At 58.9% G+C, this 18,695-nt stretch carries 11 protein-coding genes; 9 read left to right on the forward strand and 2 right to left on the reverse strand.

From position 1 onward, the window contains the following. Positions 1 to 108: 108 nt before the first annotated feature. The gene (locus tag FVQ81_02860; GenBank protein ID MBW7995514.1) at positions 109 to 1,851 is read right to left on the reverse strand and encodes a carbon starvation protein A; all 1,743 of its coding nucleotides are present in this window, start codon (positions 1,849 to 1,851) and stop codon (positions 109 to 111) included. 315 nt (positions 1,852 to 2,166) lie between these two features. Between FVQ81_02860 and FVQ81_02865 the strand changes: the two genes are divergently transcribed. Together FVQ81_02865 and FVQ81_02870 are read left to right on the forward strand one after the other, a co-directional pair. Continuing rightward, positions 2,167 to 3,027: an SH3 domain-containing protein gene (locus FVQ81_02865; GenBank protein MBW7995515.1), complete on the forward strand. Its 861-nt coding sequence runs from the start codon at positions 2,167 to 2,169 to the stop codon at positions 3,025 to 3,027. Further along, positions 3,024 to 5,081, forward strand: coding sequence for a hypothetical protein (locus tag FVQ81_02870; GenBank protein ID MBW7995516.1), 2,058 nt, complete (start codon positions 3,024 to 3,026; stop codon positions 5,079 to 5,081). The genes FVQ81_02865 and FVQ81_02870 overlap by 4 nt, the downstream gene beginning before the upstream one ends. 10 nt (positions 5,082 to 5,091) lie before the next feature. Here FVQ81_02870 and FVQ81_02875 read toward each other — a convergent pair whose 3' ends face one another. Further along, on the reverse strand, positions 5,092 to 5,796 hold the full coding sequence (locus FVQ81_02875; GenBank protein MBW7995517.1) for a DUF502 domain-containing protein: 705 nt from the start codon (positions 5,794 to 5,796) through the stop codon (positions 5,092 to 5,094). A gap of 235 nt (positions 5,797 to 6,031) precedes the next feature. On the opposite strand from FVQ81_02875, the gene FVQ81_02880 reads away from it, so the two are divergent. From FVQ81_02880 to FVQ81_02910, 7 genes are all read left to right on the forward strand, one after another. Beyond that, positions 6,032 to 6,580, forward strand: a complete 549-nt coding sequence (locus FVQ81_02880; GenBank protein MBW7995518.1) for a hypothetical protein — start codon at positions 6,032 to 6,034, stop codon at positions 6,578 to 6,580. Between the two features lie 160 nt (positions 6,581 to 6,740). Continuing rightward, positions 6,741 to 8,174, forward strand: a complete 1,434-nt coding sequence (locus FVQ81_02885) for an RtcB family protein (GenBank protein ID MBW7995519.1) — start codon at positions 6,741 to 6,743, stop codon at positions 8,172 to 8,174. An 88-nt stretch (positions 8,175 to 8,262) separates the two neighbouring features. Further along, positions 8,263 to 9,396: a hypothetical protein gene (locus tag FVQ81_02890; GenBank protein ID MBW7995520.1), complete on the forward strand. Its 1,134-nt coding sequence runs from the start codon at positions 8,263 to 8,265 to the stop codon at positions 9,394 to 9,396. 971 nt (positions 9,397 to 10,367) lie between these two features. Continuing rightward, the gene (locus tag FVQ81_02895; protein MBW7995521.1) at positions 10,368 to 12,866 is read left to right on the forward strand and encodes a PAS domain S-box protein; all 2,499 of its coding nucleotides are present in this window, start codon (positions 10,368 to 10,370) and stop codon (positions 12,864 to 12,866) included. Continuing rightward, positions 12,856 to 14,181 carry a sigma-54-dependent Fis family transcriptional regulator gene (locus tag FVQ81_02900; protein MBW7995522.1) on the forward strand — a complete coding sequence of 442 codons (1,326 nt, stop codon included), beginning with the start codon at positions 12,856 to 12,858 and terminating at the stop codon, positions 14,179 to 14,181. The genes FVQ81_02895 and FVQ81_02900 overlap by 11 nt, the downstream gene beginning before the upstream one ends. A 231-nt stretch (positions 14,182 to 14,412) precedes the next feature. After that, complete coding sequence (locus FVQ81_02905; GenBank protein MBW7995523.1) at positions 14,413 to 14,847, forward strand: response regulator; 435 nt, start codon at positions 14,413 to 14,415, stop codon at positions 14,845 to 14,847. Positions 14,848 to 15,114: 267 nt separating this feature from the next. After that, positions 15,115 to 18,291 (forward strand): TonB-dependent receptor, encoded by a 3,177-nt coding sequence (locus tag FVQ81_02910; protein ID MBW7995524.1) that lies wholly within the window; start codon positions 15,115 to 15,117, stop codon positions 18,289 to 18,291. Positions 18,292 to 18,695 lie beyond the last annotated feature (404 nt).

Raw genomic sequence — 18,695 nt, forward strand, 5'->3', positions numbered from 1 at the left:
TACAAAGAATATTCGTTTTTTATGTCCCATAATCAGCAGGCGTCTAACTTGAGAAATTTAACAGAAATCTCGCACAATACCTCCCCCGCACCTGTCGAGGAAGTGTAATCAAACGTTAACGGCCACGCCGGCGCTGTCACTTCGGTCAACCGGCCGCAGTATCTTCCCCGCGGCCTCCACCACCATCCACACCGCCAGCACGAGTGTGAAAGCGTTGATCGCGGCCAGCAGGTACTGCCGCTGGGTCAGGAATATCCACTCGTTGAGCAGCATCGCCCAGGTAGTCATCAGCAACATGAACGCGCAGGGCAGCCCGCTGACCAGGTAGGACAGCCCGCCCCGGCCGCGAAGGTAGATCGTGATCAGCAGCAGAGCCAGGGCTGCCAGCAGCTGGTTCACCGCCCCGAACATCGGCCACAGCGCCAGCGCTCCGGTCCCGTTGGCCCCGCTGGCGAACGCCAGGGCGGCCGCTGTAACTACGGCGATCCCGGTGGTGACATACCGGCCCGAAATCTTCTGCAGCCGGAGTTCGCTGAACAGTTCGCTGAGGATATAGCGCTGGGTGCGGGTGGCCGTGTCCAGCGTGGTGCCGGCGAAACTGGCGATAAAGACGCCCATGATCGCCTTGCCGATCGGTGGCGGGATACCGATGGCGTTCATCATGTTTGCGCTGCCCACCACCACCGCGTCGATCTTGGAGGCCAGTCCCTGCGCCGCGCCCCACGAGTGGTAGTGATACTGCCAGGCGGTGGAACCAGTCAGCATCACTCCGTCCTCGCCAACATAGCCCAGCCCGATCCCCGCGCTGACCGCCACCAGTACCAGCACCGCCAGCGCCGACTCGAACAGCATCGAACCGTAGCCGACAAACAGGGCGTCCGGTTCACACGAGATCTGTTTGCTGCTGGTGCCGCTGGAGACGATGCAGTGGAAACCGCTCACCGCCCCGCAGGCGATAGTGATAAACAGGAACGGCCAGAGCGGAGGCGCGCCGCTGGCGCCGGGATTGAACGCCGGGGCCACAATATGCATCCCGCCGACACCGCTGGCCACCAGCGCGCCCAGGGCCAGCAGGCCCATCGAGATGAACAGCTGCCAGGCGTTGATATAGTCCCGCGGCTGCAGCAGCACCGTTACCGGCAGGGTGGAGGCGATAAAGGCATAGATCAGCAGCAGGATGGTCCACGCGCCGGTGGCCGGAATACCGGCTACCGACTCGAATGAAACGGGCAGCAGGGTGCCAAGCCAGATAGTCAGGTACATTGCCGCCACGGCCGCCGCTGTCGAGAGCACGATACTGGCCGTGGTCCGGTACATCAGCAACCCGGCTCCCACCGCAATCGGGATCTGCAGCCATACCGGCAGCACGGCCGATGGGAACATGTTGAAGATCAAGGCGATAACCAGCCCGAAAATCGCGATCACGATCCACAGTTCCAGGAACATGATCAGGAAGAATATCAGCCGCACCCGCCGGTTGATATAGCGGCTGGTGACCTCGGTGAGGGTCTTGCCCTGGTTGCGCAGGGAGATAACCAGCGAACCGAGGTCATGCACGCCGCCCATGATTACCGCTCCGAGAAAGACCCACAGCAGCGCGGGCACCCAGCCCCAGATAATTCCGATTGCGGGGCCGACGATCGGACCGGTGCCGGCGATCGAAGTGTAGTGGTGGCCGAAGATGATCCCTTTGCGGGTGGGCACGAAATCGATCCCGTCCTGCTGCGTGCGCGAGGGCACCTCGGCGTTGCGGTCGAGGCCGAACACTTTCCGTCCCAGAAACCGGCCGTAAGTATGGTAGACGGCCAGGTAGCCGAAAAATGTGACCAGTATCAGCAGCAGAGCATCCATCCGGTATCCCCTCGTTAATCGGCGCGCCCTGATGTCGCACCCTTAACTTTACGCCATCAGCTTTCTCACACCTTTCAGATGTTGAAACTAATTTAACCATCTCTCTCTGCCTGGGGCAAGTGGAAGCGATCTTTACGCTGGCCTGAATTATGCATATGCTGAGAGACTAAGAAAATCGTTTTGGCGACAGGAAAATAATGCCGACAGTGCATTGTACGGCATAAGTTCTGTTCTAATAGTTAGATATCTATAATGCGGCGGCGCCTGCGGAAGTGATTGCACCGCCTGAATAACAGGCTACCGGGGGGTATCGTTATGCCGGAAATCGGCATCAATTTCCGCTATTTAAAACTAGTCCTGGCGCTGGTTATCTCCTTATGCGCCGTTCCCCTGGCCGATCTGGGCGCCGAAAACGGTACGGTTGCGGTGATCACCAACCGCTTCGCCAATATCCGCTCCGGGCCGGGAACAAAGTTTACCCGGCTCGGCCGGGTGTACCGGGGAGACCGTTTCCCGGTCAGCGATATCCGTCCTGAATGGATCGAAATATCTTACAGCGGACGCGCCGCCTGGGTATTCGGTGAACTGGTCCGCCTGGAGCAGGCGGGACTGGAGCCTGAGAAAATCGAACGCGTGGATATCAGGATCGACGACCTGAACAACCGCCTCGATCGCCTGGTGCGGAAAGTCGAGCAGGTAGCCGAAATGATCGATCAGCGCTACCCGGACCCCCCGGCCGTCGATTCGACCGCAATACTGACCGTGGAGCCGAAGAGAAAACTGCAGCCGGCCGAGTTTGTCTCGCCCGCCTGGGTGTTTATCCCCGGCGGACCGCGCCTCTCGGCGGGCGACAGGCTTCGCGGCTGGGGACTGCTGGGCCTGACCGCGGCCTGCGCAGGAGGAGGCTACTACTTCCATGCGAAACACCTGGACTACCGCGACGACTACCGGGCCCTGGGACCATCCACCCCGGCTGAAGAGTTCGAGAAACTCTACGCTAAGGCCGACAACCGGCGCAGGGTCAGCGACGCTCTGTTCTACGCCGCGGCCGGGTTGTACGCACTCAACGTGCTCGACTACTTCTTCTTCCTGCCGCACACCATGGCCGGGATGGCCGTGGCCGCCGACCATGAGGGCGGAGGCAGGATCAATCTCAGTATGAGCAAGGAATTTTGAGTTCCGGGCGATACATACCGCTGGTCATGGTTATCGCGACGGCCTTGTTTCTCGCCTGCCGCGACACCCCGCGCGACAACCCGTTCGACCCGGACACCGAGGTCCTGGTTGTCGAGGTGCTCTCGCCTCCGGAGGGACGGAGCTATACGACCGGACACCCGGTCAGGTTCGAGATGGCCGCGCGCACGGCTTTCGACAACCAGCCGGCCGGCGACAGTTTCCTGTGGAAGAGCGATATTTCGGGCACGCTTTCCAGACAGCGGTCTTTCACCGCCAGCCTGCCGGCGGGAACTCACAGGATCTCCGTTACCGTTACCGACGCCGCCGGGCGCGCCGGCAGCCGCTCGTTCCTGCTCAAGATACGTTCGGCCACCGAGTTCGGTGTCGAACTGGTTGTACCCTCTATAGATACGGCATTTATCAAGGGATCGGTGATCGCGCCCCTGGCGGCGGAATACTTACCGGAGGGCTTCTCGGTGATCGGCAGGGTATGGAATTTCGGGGCCGGCAGCGGGATCGCCCCATCGACCCTGCAGGAGCCGGGCCTGGTGACCTACGACCTGCCGGGCACTTTTCCGCTGACCTACCTGGTAGTCGATGCCCAGGGCCGGGTGGCGGCCGATACCGTGCAGGTGGAAGTGGTGGCATCGGCACAGCCGCCGGTGGCCGAAATTTACTCTCCCGCTGCGGATACCACGGTCTCGGTGGGCGACAGTGTTTACCTGGAGGCGGTCGCCCTGCAGACCGCCGGCAGGATCGTTTCCATCGGCTGGATTTATCCCCCCGGCAGCGGGCTGGAAAACCGGACCGATACGGTTGAAACTCCCGGCTGGGTAATAATGGTCAACCCCGGCGTCTTCCCGCTGCGCTTCATGGTCTCCGACCTGCTGGGAGTTACCGCCGCGGACACGGTGACCGTGACGGTCAACGACACGCTGGACCCGCCGGTCGGTTCTATCGTCCAGCCGGCGGCGGACACCACGATTGTCGCCGGGGACAGCATATTCTTCAGCGGCCAGTTCACCCCCGCCGCACTGGTGGGCGTAACCCACCTCTGGGACTGGGGCAGCGGCAGCGGACTGGCGCCGGACTCGGTGATCGAGCCGGGCTGGAAAGTTTTCGACTCGACCGGGACCTGCGTAGTCACTTATACCGCCCGCGACCTCTCCGGCCGGGGCGCGCCGGACAGTGTTACCATAACAGTCGACCCCAACCAGCCGCCGCTGGCCTCGATTCTCAGCCCCTCCAGCGATATTGCGGTCGGCCTGGGCGGGGAGCTGATGTTCGAGGCCGATGACTCGGACCCCGAGGGCAGGGTGGCTGTCAGGGCCTGGGTCTGGGACCCGGCCAGCGGTATCGCACCCTCGCCGGCCGACAGCGGCAGGGTGGCGGGTATGCGAAGTTTCACCGCAACCGGCAGTTTCCGGATAAGTTACCATGTAGTGGACGACAAGGGTCTTGAGGCGGCCGACACCGTGACCGTCACGGTCTCCAGCAACCAGCTGCCGCTGGCGCAGATATCTTCGCCCTCCGGGGATACGACTGTCTACGCCTGGGCTCCGGTCGTGTTCGCGGGGACCGACTCCGACGGCGACGGATCGATTGTTTCCCGGCAGTGGGATTTCGGCCTTGCGGACCTGACAGTGACCGGCGATACCACCCGCAATCCCGGCGAAGTCTATTTTTCCAGCGCCGGCAGCTATGAGGTCGTCTACTCGGTGACCGACGACAAAAGCGCGCGCAAAGCCGACACCCTGGCCGTGACAGTCAACGCCAACAGCCGTCCCCAGGCGATGATTATCTCTCCGGCGGGCGGTATCTCGATCTCGGCCGGCGACAGCCTGAGCCTGCTGGCTACCGATTTTGATCCGGACGGTTCGGTGGTGTCGCGGGTATGGACTTACGGCGACGGGAGCGGGATTCCCCCGGACTCGGTTGCGATCCCTGATTACCGCACCTTTCTCAACCAGGGATCTTTCGTGCTGGAATACAGAGTGACGGACAACGTGGGCGGTGTGTCTGCGGATTCTCTGCTGGTGACTGTCGGACCATGACGGAGAAGGCTTAACTTCCCCCGCTATTTTCATCCGGGACCGTTTCCGGCAGGCTGCCCGGCCTGATCCTGGCCGGCCGCGCCGAGGGCATCCGGCCCAACTCGTAACGGTCCGGGTGGATCATTCCCAGGCTCAGCACCAGTTTCAAGCCTTCCTCCACGGTCAGTTCCAGGAGGTACAATTCCTCCTCCGGCACCAGGATGATATAGCCCGAGGTCGGGTTGGGCACGGTGGGCATGAACACATGGGCGAACCGTCCCTTGCTGTCCTCGCCGCTGACGCTGAACGGCACCAGTTGCTTGCTGGTAACAAAGCCCACCGCGAACAGCCCCTTGCGCGGATACTCGATAATCGCCACCTGCTCGAAACTGCTGGCGTCCATCTCCAGGAACCCGTCGCTGACCTGTTTTATCGCCCCGAAAATATTCCCGATCAGCGGGATTCTGACTATGGCCAGATCCTTGAGCCGGTTCAACCTGCCGCCGATATAAGTCCGGCTGACCATCCCCACCAGCCAGATTACCAGGATCAGGCTGATAAAGCCCACTCCATGGATATACTCCCCGAACAACTGGGCGAAATAACGTCCCAGGATCCCGTCCAGTACCCGGAACAGCCAACTGACAAGGAATATCGTGGTAATTACGGGCAGCAGGATCAGGATGCCGGTCGTGATCTGTTTGCGGAGCGTGCGCAATGCGTTGCTGTCGAACAATCCGGGCCTCCATCAGCGCTTGGAGCGAAAGTAATTTGGTTAATACGCCTTTATAATCTAAAATAATGCGTTTTACCGCGCATGCAAAGCTGATTTATTGAACACGTGGCCGGGTCCGTGGATTTGCAGGCTCACGATTAACGATGTCGTAAAAAGTCCGAATTGACAAACCATTCTTCCGTGGTTAATTTTTTCAGTTGTTGATCGAACTTTTACCCTGCGCACCGGAGACGAGATGGATAAGGGATACAGTGTCGTGGTGGGAATGACCCTGGCCTATGCGGTTAGTTTTTTCGGTATGCTGCTGGCCTATATCGTCTACCAGCGCAATCACAACGAAAACGAACTCTGGCGCCGTCGTCCGGTCGGCGTATCGTTTTTCAGCGCGGTTTACGGGTATATCATTCCAGCAGTGTTTGTGCTCAACGCGCTGCTGACCCTGTTTATTAAAATTTTCCGCGGCTGGGATTTCAATGCTTTCGTCTGGACCAACCAGGCGCTGGGCTGGCCCCTGGCGGCAGCGGCGCTGCTCTACTGGCTGGTGGGCAGACACTCCTGGCGGCTGGATCGCTGGCTTGGCTACGGTATCTGCCTCCTGCTGGCTCTTGCCGGAACCGCCGCCCTGCTGGCCGGCACGGTCTCGATGATTTCTGCCCGGATCGCCGACCTGCATATAATCGGTTCCTACGTCACGGCTTTAATCTGGCACGTGCTCTGGTCGGTTTATTTCATCCGCGCCGGCACACGGACCTCGTTTTTCCAAAGCAGCATTCCTACATCCTGACCCTGATTGCTCATTTTGCGAATCAGTGCGATCTGCTCCCCTGCGCTGGATTGCCGGGCGCCTCCGCCCGTGGCGCGCTTGACAATTCGACGGTGCTTGAGTATGTTTAAGTCCATGCAATTTAAGGCTTTCGGCAATATGACGTGCAGGGTGGCGTAAGATGCAATTCAAGCGGCTCGACGATTATCGCTGGGAGATTCCCCGCACCGGCGGGATGAATGTGCCGGGCCTGGTTTTCGCCTCGGCGGAGATGATCGATAACATCAGGCGGGACAAAGCAGCCGATCAGGTTGCCAACGTGGCCTGGTTGCCGGGTGTGGTGGGCAGCAGCATGGCCATGCCCGATATCCATTGGGGCTACGGTTTCCCGATTGGCGGGGTGGCCGCGATGGATGCGGACGAGGGTGTGATCAGCCCCGGCGGAATCGGTTATGATATCAACTGCGGAGTCCGGCTTGTCGCTACCGGGCTGGGATATGAGGAGATCAGTTCCAAAGTCCGCGGGATGGTAAACGGACTGTTCCGCGACGTACCCTGCGGGGTGGGCAAGGGGGGCGAGCTTAAACTCGACCGCAGGCAGCTCGAAAAAGTGGCCCGGCAGGGCTCCCGCTGGATGGTCGCCAACGGCTACGGTTCCGAAGCGGACCTGGAGCACTGCGAGGATGGCGGCTGCTATCAGGGAGCCGATCCGGATGCGGTCAGCGACCGGGCTTACAGCCGCGGCCGCGACCAGTTGGGCACCCTGGGCAGCGGCAACCATTTCCTCGAACTGCAGGAAGTGACCGAGGTGTACGACGAGGAGGCCGCCCGCGCTTACGGCCTGTGGCAGGGCCAGTTCGTTGTTTTCATCCATTCAGGTTCCCGCGGGTTCGGCTACCAGGTTTGCGAGGACTCGCTGAACGCGATGAACCGTGGCATGGCCGGACTCAAGCTCGATCTTCCCGACAAACAGCTCGCCTGCGCATATATCGACAGCGATGCGGGCCGTCGCTATATTTCCTCCATGGCCGCCGCGGCCAATTACGGGTGGGCCAACCGTCAGCTTCTCCAGCACCGCGCTGTTGATTCGCTGATGCACACGCTCCGGATTTCACCCTCGAAGCTGCAAGCGCGGCTGGTATACGATATCGCTCACAACAACGCCAAGCTGGAACGTCACACGGTCAATGGCCGTGAGCGGGAGTTGATGGTCCACCGCAAGGGGGCCACCCGCTCGTTCGGCCCGGGCCGTCCCGAGGTGCCCCCGGCATACCGCGCGGTCGGCCAACCCGTACTGGTTCCCGGCGACATGGGCACGGCCAGCTATGTCCTCGCCGGCACCGAGCAGGCGATGAGCCGTAGTTTCGGTTCCAGCTGCCACGGCGCTGGGCGGGTGCTGAGCCGCAAGGGCGCTATCCGTCAGGGGCGCGGCCGCTCGATAGCCGCTGAGCTTGAGAAGGCGGGTGTCTACGCCGTAGCCCGCGGCAGGCACACGCTGAGCGAGGAGATGCCCGAGGCCTATAAGGATGTCAACGAGGTTGTCGATGTGGTGGACCGGGCGGGCCTGGCCCGTAAAGTGGTTAAAATGAGGCCGGTCGGAGTGGTAAAAGGCTGAATAGATGATGCTATGCCGATGGTGCGCGGAGCGATAAAATTATTTGTACCAGTTAAGAAGCAGGCAGGATCGGGAAGGGCAGTGCTGAATGTCGAGAGCCGTTCTCAGCCCGGATGTGCTTGAGATCATGCGGGCGGCCGATGTGATGGTGCCCGCGCCGCTGGCGGTGGACAGCTCGGGCAGCCTGCTGGAGAGCCAGCAGAAACTGCTGACCCGTTATTATCTGGAAGCCGGTGCGGCCACGGTGGTCCCCGGCACCCATACGGGCCAGTTTTCACGTGGCGATCTCGATTTGTACCGCCGGTGGCTTGAGCTGAACGCCGAGATGATCGACACCTGGGGCGACAGTTCAAGTACGTTCAAAATGGCCGCGGTCGGCGGCTCGATCGCGTTCGACATGCTGCGGGCCGCTGCCGAGGCCAACTACGACCTCGTGATGGTGGCGCCCACATCGTTTGTCACCGCCGACGGGAAGGCCATGAGCGAGCAGGACTCTCTGCAACTGCTGGCCGAGATGGCCGAGGTGGCGCCGCTCTATGGTTTCTATCTGCAGAAAGCTGTGGGCGGCCGGGAGTACAGCGCGGATTTCTGGAGCGGGATGTTCGAGATCGCCTACGGGTCCAAGGCAGCGCCGTTCAGCAGGGCGAAAACCGACGTGATGATGCACGCGGCGGTAACCTCGCAAAGGCTGGACGAGCTGGTGATGGTGACCGGCAACGACGACTATATCGTCGGCGATCTGCTCAAGACCTGGTACGACCCTGAAGACAAAAGCCGGTCTCTGCGCTTTTCCGCCGGACTGCTGGGCCATTTCGCCAGCGACACCCGCGCGGCCGTCAGGATGGTGCGGAGGGTGAAAAAACACCGCGACGACGACCATCCCGCCGGCGATCCGTGGCCGGGCGAGGCCATGGTGGAGCTGGCCGGGGCGGTGAGCGCGATGAACTACGCGGTTTTCGATACCGCCGAGCTGCCCGGGTCGCCCCCGTTCGAGTGCTGCGTTATCGGCGTGGAATACCGTCTGCGCAAGCTGGGGCTGATGTTCGAGGAGACGGATATCCGCTGGCTCGGCCCCGACGATACGGTCCGCCTGGAAACCGGCCGGCCGGGCCTGTGGCATGAAATCGATATCGCCTATTCAGCGAGACCGGAATTGACCGACGATGACTGGCTGGATGCCGAAAAAATTCAGCTGTGGAAGAACGAACTGAGAATTGACTGAGCGGAGTATCGGCCGGATGAGCTGGAAAAGCCTTGCCCGGATCGACAGTGTCGACCGGTGCGATTTGAACGAATACATGTCCCGCCCGGACGAGCGGGTGCTGAAGCTGATTGAGCGGCGCGACGACCGGGACGTGGTGATTTACGGGGCCACGGGCAAGTGGACCATGGATATAACCGAGATGCTCCTGCGCGCCATGCAGCAGACCGGTAAAACCGGCGTCAGGGTGCACCTGGTGGCGCGGTTCAGCAACGAGGACGGAGTCCGCTCCCGTCTGGCCCGCTACGAGGGAATGTATCGTATCCACAAGGTCGATTTTCTCAATCTGTCGATGAGCGACCTGGTGGCGATCGACGCCGCGTCATCATGGGTTTTCTATGGAATCGGCTACAAATTTCGCACCAGTGAAACCGAGGAGGAATACCGCCGCCTGTGCGACATGTACGGCAAGGTCATTCCCTCGCTGATATTTACCTGCCACATGAAAAAATCCGCTATCGTGATGATCGGCTCGGGAAACGCGCTTTCGCCGACTCCGGTCGACATGCAGGCCCCGGACAATGCGCCGCTCGTCCCGTTGCCCCGGCAGGTCTACGGGGAGTCGATCAAGAACAAGGAGGACATCCTCAGGCTGATCCTGGACGGCGGGGGCAGCGACAGCAGCCGGGCGGTGATCCTGCGGGCTATGTACACGACCAACCTGACCTACGGCGGTCTTGAAAAACCGATGGTGGCCGTGATGAAGGGCGAGCCTGTCAATCTCGAACAGGCCGGAGTGTTCAACATTATCAGCCACCGGGACGCCGGTATCCTGGCTATCCTTTCCTCCGAATCGGTCTCGAATCCGGTAACCACTCTCAACCTTTCGGGCCATACGGTAGCCGTCCGCACGGCCGCCGAGGTGGCCGCCGAAGTGTTCGTCAAGCCGGTGAACTATCTGGGCAGGATGAGGAACTTGCACCTGCTGGCCGATGACAGCAAGATCAAGAGCCTTTACGGCGGATGCCTGGATTCGCTGGAAGAACTGCTGGAAGCTCAGGCGTTCTGGATCAAGCACCGGGGCGGGTCGCTCGAACTCGACCACAAGGTCGGTATGGCGATCTGAGCTTCCGGAGGCGGAACCGCTGACAGGTTGGGCCCTGGAACAAAGTGGCAGACGGAATGTAGAACAATCCAGACAGAAGGTCAGCGGCCAAGAGAGCGGGAAATCAAACGGTCCTGGGAGAGACGTAATGCTCAAGATGGACAAAACTCTCGAACAGTTACAGAGTGAGATCCGGCAGCTGCGCTCACGGCTGAAAAAGGCCAGCAGTACCGAGGACCGCCTGCACGACATCGAAAAGCGCTACCGGGAACTTCTGCAGAGCAACGACAGCCTTACCCGCGAAATATACGCTATCCGCTCGATAGTCAACATGCCCCAGCTCTACCTGGACGATGATCTCAGGATCGTGGGCTATTCAGCCGATTTTGTCCGCCAGACCACCAAAGTGATCGACTATGCCCGTGAAGGCACAGACCTCAGCGTTCTGGTCAAAAAGAAAGACGTGGATAATCTGCGCGAGTACCTTGAAAGGCTCCGAGCTCTCGAGAACCTGCCGTACGAGGACGGCGAAGCCTGGCAGTTATGTTACAGCGGGCCCACCGAGCAGGACCGGATCGGCGGTCAATGGACGATGCACACGGCGAACGATAACTGGAAATTCGCCAACCATGAGGGTAAATGGCGTCTCATCCACCTTCCGCACACCGGGGATCGCCTGGATTGCTGCCTCTTGTCAGCCAGGGAGTACGGCGGACCGTCCGAGGACGTGCGGCTGGTTTATAAAACCCGTACCTCCAAAAACCCGGACAACATCCTCGACAACACCTGTTTTATCTCCGCCACCTCCGGCAAGGAAGCGGTAATGCCGGATATCAACGGCTACACGGTTTGCCTGGGATCCAACTACAACTCGCTGGCAAGAATTCAGAAGCAGGGAGCTGATGTTGTCAGCAGGCACGAAATACTGGAGCCGGATACGGAATACCTCGTGGAAGTGGAACGGATCGGCGGCAGGGTGAGCCGTCGGGCAACCAATCTGGATACGGGCGAGGAAATGCCGCTGCTGTATTTTATCGATTTCGACGCAATTTACGACCGCGAAAACCACATCGGGTTCTATACTTACAGCGGAGAGGCCCATTTTTACGATATCGAGATCTACACCCGTCCGTCACGGTTCGATATCGAACAGTTCTGCCTGCCGTTCCAGATCGAAATAACTCCCAGGGGCTACGGTCTGAAGAGCAAGTACTTCGAATTGAAATACGTGCGCAACGAACTCATGGGTAAAACGCTGCACACGCTGATATTCAACGATATTACCACGCGCAAGGCACACGAAAGCAGGCTGCGCGAGAGCGAGGAGAAGTACAGAAAACTGTTCGAGGAGGGCCGGGTGGCTCGTTCCACAACCACTCCGGACGGCCGGTTTATCGATGTCAATAAGGAGATGGAGCGGCTTACCGGCTATACGCGTGAGGAGCTCTGCGGGTCCAGGGCGGAAGTATTGTACGTCGATCCGGAAGACCGCAGGATATATATCGCCCAGTTAGAGCGCGACACGTATGTCAGGGACTACGAGCTGAAATTCAAGAAAAAAGACGGGACCCTGATGGATTGCATGATTACCTCCAGTATCCATCCATCCACCGACGGCAGTGCATTCTTCATTGAGGGCAGTATTCAAGATGTTACAGAGCGCAAGCGGATGGAAGCCAAGCTGAAGGAAGTGCAGAAGATGGAGGTTATCGGCCGGATAGCATCAGGCGTGGCCCACGAGGTGCGCAACCCGCTCAATGCCATCCTGGCCATCAGCGAGGCTCTGAACGAGGAAATCGGCGACCAGGAAGCTTACAAGCCTTACATGGACCATATCTGCAGTCAGGTCGACCGACTTTCCACCTTGATGAATGACCTGCTTGAATTGGGTAAGCCGCTCAAGACCACCGAATTCATGCCCGCGGCTGTATTTGATATCTGCCGCGGCGCGCTCGAACTCTGGCGCCAGAGTTCCTCGCTCAAATCGTGTACCGTGGTGATGTTCGACAGGACCGATGGAGCCAGGCTCAAGGTCCTGGGCAACAGTTCCAAGCTTAAGCAGGTAGTGTTGAATTTACTGGAAAATGCGGCCCAGCACAGCCCGGAAGGCGAGACAATTGAACTGGAGTTGTCGCGCTCCGGCGAAAACAGGGTTATTATTCGTGTCACGGACCAGGGACCCGGGATTCCCAATGATGTTATGCCGGAAGTGTTCAAGCCGTTTTATAGCACACGGGTCAGAGGATCGGGCCTGGGCCTGAGTATCGTGAAAAATATTGTGGAAACCCACGGCGGCACGATCGAGATGATCAACAATGACCCGCCCCCCGGCCTGCGGGCCGAGGTAACCCTGCCGCTGTTCGAGGATACAGGTGATGAAGCATAATCTGTTGCTTGTCGATGACGATGAGTCTATCCAGTTCGGCTTCTCGAAATACTTTATGAAACACGGTTTCGGGATTGATTCAGTCAGTTCCCTGGCCGAAGCCCGCCAGGCGGTCCAGGACCGGCAGTACGACGCGGTGCTGTTGGACCTGATGCTGCCCGACGGCAAGAGCGTGAGCTGGATACCGGAAGTCCGGGACAAGTTTCCGGGCACGGCCATTGTCGTGATCAGCGGCCATGGCGACGTGCCGGCGGCGGTTGAAGCCGTCAAGGAGGGGGCGGATAATTTTCTGACCAAGCCGGTGTCGCTCAAAGACCTGAAAGTAGTGCTGGAGAAGAGCCTGGAAATCGGTTCGTTACGCCGCAGGCACGTTAATTCACAGCGGTTGAGTAAAAAGGCGGAACCCTATTTCGGCAGCAGCGATGCAATCAAGAAGGTTCTCGAAATGGCGTCCCTGGCCACCGAGAACGATTCAACCGTGCTGATCAACGGGGAAACCGGCGCGGGAAAAGGGGTGCTGGGACGTTGGATACACGATAACAGTCCGCGCAATCAGGCGGCATTTGTCGAAATCAATTGCAGCGGTCTCAAGGGCGAATTGTTCGCCAGTGAATTGTTCGGCCACGCCAAGGGCGCGTTCACGTCCGCGACCCAGGATAAGCCCGGGTTGATCGAAGTCGCCGACGGCGGCACGCTGTTCCTGGATGAAATAAGCGACATGCCGTTACCGGTGCAGGCCGAGTTTCTTAATGTTATCGAGGAGCGCAACTACCGCCGCCTGGGCGAGGTGTCGCTCAGGCGCAGCGAGTTCAAACTTATCTGCTCCACTAACCGGGAACTGCTCGACAAGACCACGGACGGCAGTTTTCGCCAGGATCTCTACTTCCGGATAAACGTCTTTCCGATCAGGATTCCATCCCTGCGTGAGCGGATGGAAGACCTTGACGGCCTTGTCAGCCACCTGCTGGCCTCGATGGGAGGAGAGCAGACCGTCATCGGGGAAAATGTGATGCAGCTGCTGCGCTCTTACAGCTGGCCGGGAAATATCCGCGAATTGAAAAACGTGCTGGAAAGAGCTATCTTGTTAGCCAGAGGCGGAGAACTTGGACCCGAGCATTTCACCGGTTTGCGCGCCGATTTGTCTTTCGATATCCAGGGAAATTCGGGAGTTATGAGCCTGGAGGAAATGGAAGGCGTCCATATTAAGTCGGTTATGGCGCGTTACGATGGCGACGCGCGGCGGTCGGCTGAAGCACTGGGTGTTTCCCTGGCTACGCTTTATCGCAAGTTGAAAAAAATATCCTCCCCAGGTTAAGTGCTTCCCTTAGAATCCTTTAACACTGATTCAATGCTGCATAGTGCAGAAAATTCAACACTTTGGAATGATTCTCATAAGTGAAACTGGAAATTGCGATTATGAGAATCGACGCCATGACTTGTAAAGTATAAGATTTTATGCAATAATAAGTTAACCTGTCCGGGATTTGTGGCATTTTTCTTGTTTAAGGTAAATGACCAATACTTCCTTAAATGTCAGGAATCCCGGATGGCAAAACGAATCCTGCTTGTCGACGATGAATCAGCGGTTCTGTTCGCTTATAAAAAAGTGCTGCAGCGCGAGCAGTTCAAAGTTGACGCCATAGACAGCAAGGATGGGTCGTACGCTCTGCTCGAGCGCAACAGCTACGACGTCGCGATCCTGGATTTGCGGCTGGGCGGCGAGTCCTCGGAAGAGGGATTCGAGTTGCTTCGCCACATCAAGGACGAGCACCCGGAAACGGTGATCATTATGATTACCGCCCATGGGAATCAGGAAGTTCGCGACCGGGCCTATCAGTTGGGCGCGGATCACTATTTTGAAAAACCGGTAAGTACCAGCCGGATTCGCGAGGCATTGGCCGTTTCGGGAGTCATGCCGGCTGACAGGGCGATAAGTAACGGCGCCCTCGAGGCTCCCGCTCCGAAAGTGATTGAGAAATAGCTGCTTTCGCCTCTGAGCAGGAGACGAAAGTCTGAAATGTTGCCTTTGGCAGGTGTTTTTTCGATTGCCCCCCCCGAGGCGGCCCGGTAAGCCGCTGAATGAATTTATAAAAGGAGGTGCGAGGCTTTGGAAAATGGGTTAGATTGTACTTCTTAAATCCCACATCTCCTCTAACCCGCTTTACAGGGAGGAAAGCCTATGTAACTGCCGTCGTTGTTTTCTGCGATTGACAAAGTTGCAGACCGAACCATTTTATTGGAGGATTTTATGCAGCAAAAATCGTTTATTACGAGCATGTCGGCATTAATGGCTCTGCTCACATTGCTGGTAGTCAGCGCATTCGCCCAGATCACCACCGGAAAGGTGGAGGGTGTCGTGCGCGATTCAGATACCGGCCAGCCGTTGCAGGGCGCACAGGTCGTGATTGAGGGTACACGGCTTGGCAACGTCACCAATGTCGATGGTTACTACTTTATCCTCAACGTACCTCCTGGACGCCGTGATGTGACTTTCACCTACACCGGCTACCAGAAGACCACGGTTGCAGGCCAGCTGGTCCTGGCCGGTCAGACTCTGACTGTCGACGTCGGGGTGAGCTCGACTGTCGTGCAGTTGGAGGGAATCACGGTCGAGGGTGAGGCCGATGTGCTGATGCCGCGGGATAACACGGTTACCAAGCAGCGTCTCACCTCCGAGAGGATCCAGGAAATCCCGGCCGAAAGGATCGAGGACATGATGATCCTGGAAGCCGGCGTCGAGATCGGCGGCCGCGACGCGATGGGCCGCGGCCTGCGTATCCGCGGCGGCCGTATGGGCGAGGAAGCCATGGTGGTCGACGGCGTGATGGTCCGTAACTTCACCGCCGACCCGTTCCGTCAGGGACAGGGCTGGATTTTCGACGAGGAAGTCGGCTCCCGCAGTGAAGATACCACCCCGCTTGAATTCTCCTCTGCCGCAGTTGAGCAGGTGGACATCATTACCGGCGGTTTCCAGGCTGAGTATGGTAATGCTCAGTCCGGTATCATCAATATCATCACCAAGGAAGGTGGTCCGCAGCTTCGCGGCGCAGTGCGCTGGTCAACCGACGAAGTCATGCAGCGTACGGCTGACTGGGGTTACAACCAGGTTACCGGCGATATCGGCGGACCGGTCCCGGGCATTCCCAACGTTTATTTCCACGCTTCCGGCGAATTGCAGGGACAGGCCGACCGCAGTTATACTCACGCGGACGAGGGTTTCCGCGCTATCGACCAGACTTTCGTCGACAGGCTCAACGATGCGGTCCGTAACGACCCGACTGTTATCGCCAGCGGCGTAGCGCCGTTTACGCTTGAAAAACTGCAGATCGGCCGTGAATTCTTCGGGACCCAGACTGGTACAAACCAGTCGCTGTTCACCGCTCCCCACCCGGTGCGCCTGCCCGGTAACTGGGGAGACAGGACACTCGGTACGGTCAAGCTGACCGCTTCGCCGATTTCAACCCTGAAGCTGCTCGGTTCGTTGAACCGTTCGCGCAACCAGTATTCCTATCCGCAGGGCTGGACCGGTAGCGGTAACTACTTCGAGGACGGCTTGTTCTACAAAGGAGATCCCGACTGGGCGTCCCGCGACTGGGGTTCGGATACGGTTGTTTACGTTCCGCAGTCCTATGCGCGTAAGACCAGGTCCACGAACCTCCTGCTGGGCGCCGACTGGGACGTGTGGCGCAGCGCAGAGCGCACCGCCGCCGTGCAGCTTCGCTTCACTAACTTCCGCTCGGTGGAGAACAACAACTCCAGTCTCAAGAACAACTACGATCGCCCTTCGTTCCTGGGCTGGAACATGCACGACATTCCGTTCGAGTTCGAGCGGTTCCCCAACCGCGAAGGCCCGCCGTCTGCGGCCTGGTGGCCCGACGGAGCCGTCGGCTGGAAGAGTGACGCCAGGAGCCTGGGACCGTACGAGATACAATCGTACGGCGCCTATTACCTGAACTACTACTACCTGCGCGAGAAGCAGAACAACTACAAGGCAGACCTGGATTTCCAGTGGGACCGCTATAACAGGGCCAAGCTGGGCTTCCAGTTCACGACCTTCGAGAACCTCTCGTTCCGCTCGGATTACCGGACCACCATCCGGGATCCTTTCAACGAGTTCCGCTATAAGCCGCAGATGTACAGCGGGTACCTGCAGAACCGGACCGATCTCGGTGATTTCGTGTTCGATTACGGGCTGCGTTACGATGGCTTCACGCCTCGCGCCAACTGGGGTATCACCACTTTGGATGCGGTCGCTGAGCGTACCCATCCTAAGACCATCACCGAGTGGTCGCCCCGTTTCGACGTTGGCTTCCCGGTTACCGACAAGGCGCAGTTCCGCTTCAGCTACGGAGTGTTCGCCCAGTTGCCGCAGTTCAACCTGCTTTTCAGCCGCGGCAGAAACCCCGGCGGCCTGGAGTACCAGCGCACCGACTCGTTCGAGAGCGGCTTGAGCTACCTGCTGACCGACGACATGGTATTCGACCTGGTGGCCTACTACCGCGACATCCAGGGTAACGTGGCCAGAAAGCAAGTCTTTATTGACGAGTACCTCTGGCATTCCGGTTACCAGGTGCGCGGGTGGTCCAACGTATACACCAACCGCGACGTCGGCAACATCAAGGGCATTGACTTCACCATGCGCAAGCGGTTCTCGGATAACTTCTCGTTCAACCTGAACTACACCATGCAGTTCTCCCGGACCACCGGAAGCGCATACAACACTCCGAGCCTGTCGGGTAACCTCGACGTGGCCACCGGCGAGAGCTACATTCCGCCCGATGAACTGCGGCCGATCGACGGCGATCAGACGCACAAGTTCAGCTACCAGTTCAACTACCTGTTCCCCGAGGATTTCCAGCAGGGAACGCTGGCCAACACGATTCTCAAGGATCTGAGGGCCTACGCTGTATTCAACATGATTTCCGGTGAACCCATGCTTGACTGGGGCGGAGGTCTGTGGACCCGCAGCGACAATCCGGGGCTGACCCGTGATAACCAGGGCCGGCGGATTGGCGGGTTGAACTACTTCCGCAACAAATGGTACTACAACATCGACCTGCGTTTCACCAAGAGGTTCCCTCTCGGCGCAGCCAGGTACCTGTCTGTCTTCACCGAGATCTATAACGTTACCAGCCGTAAGGACGTCTCCCCTTACCCGAGCGGATACCAGCTCGACAGTCAGGTCTTCAACACGGTCACCGACGGTGTCGATGTTGTATGGGCCGATGAGTACGCGAGAGATCCCAACCTTCTGTCCAATAAGATGCTGCTCCGGTTTAACGCCGATTTCAACGGCGACGGTATCCTGACGGTCGAGGAGGCAGGCTTGGGCGAGGTCGCATCGCGCGTGGCGGGTTCAACGATGGATAAGCGCAGATGGGGTCGGGCCCGGCGTATCCGTCTCGGTGTTAACTTCAGCTTCTAAGCTGGAACCGTGGATCGTCAGACAATGCTTTTTCACAGGTTTCAGTACACAGGAACAAGCAGGAGTTTACTTATGAAGATTAAGAAGCTTTTGTATACTACGGTTGCCATGGTAGTTCTGGCCTCACTCATGGCCCCCCCCGCGTCGGCCGAGTGGCGGAGGAGCAGAGTTAGCTCTGGTAACAATCTCGGAATGACTTGCGGAGTCGGTTGGGGCATGCCCTGGACCGGCGGTGGCAGGCCGTTGAATATCCCCAAGGGTTCCGGGAACCGGATCACAAACGACGGTAACACCTTCGCAATCTCCGCCTACCGGGACCTCAACGGCGATGGAGTTTTCAACGACACCTCGGGTATAAACCACATGCGGGCCCAGATGCCCGGCCTGTGTTCGCTCGAGCAGGC

It is taken from the genome of Candidatus Glassbacteria bacterium, assembly GCA_019456185.1.
Lineage (GTDB): Bacteria > Gemmatimonadota > Glassbacteria > GWA2-58-10 > GWA2-58-10 > JAJRTS01.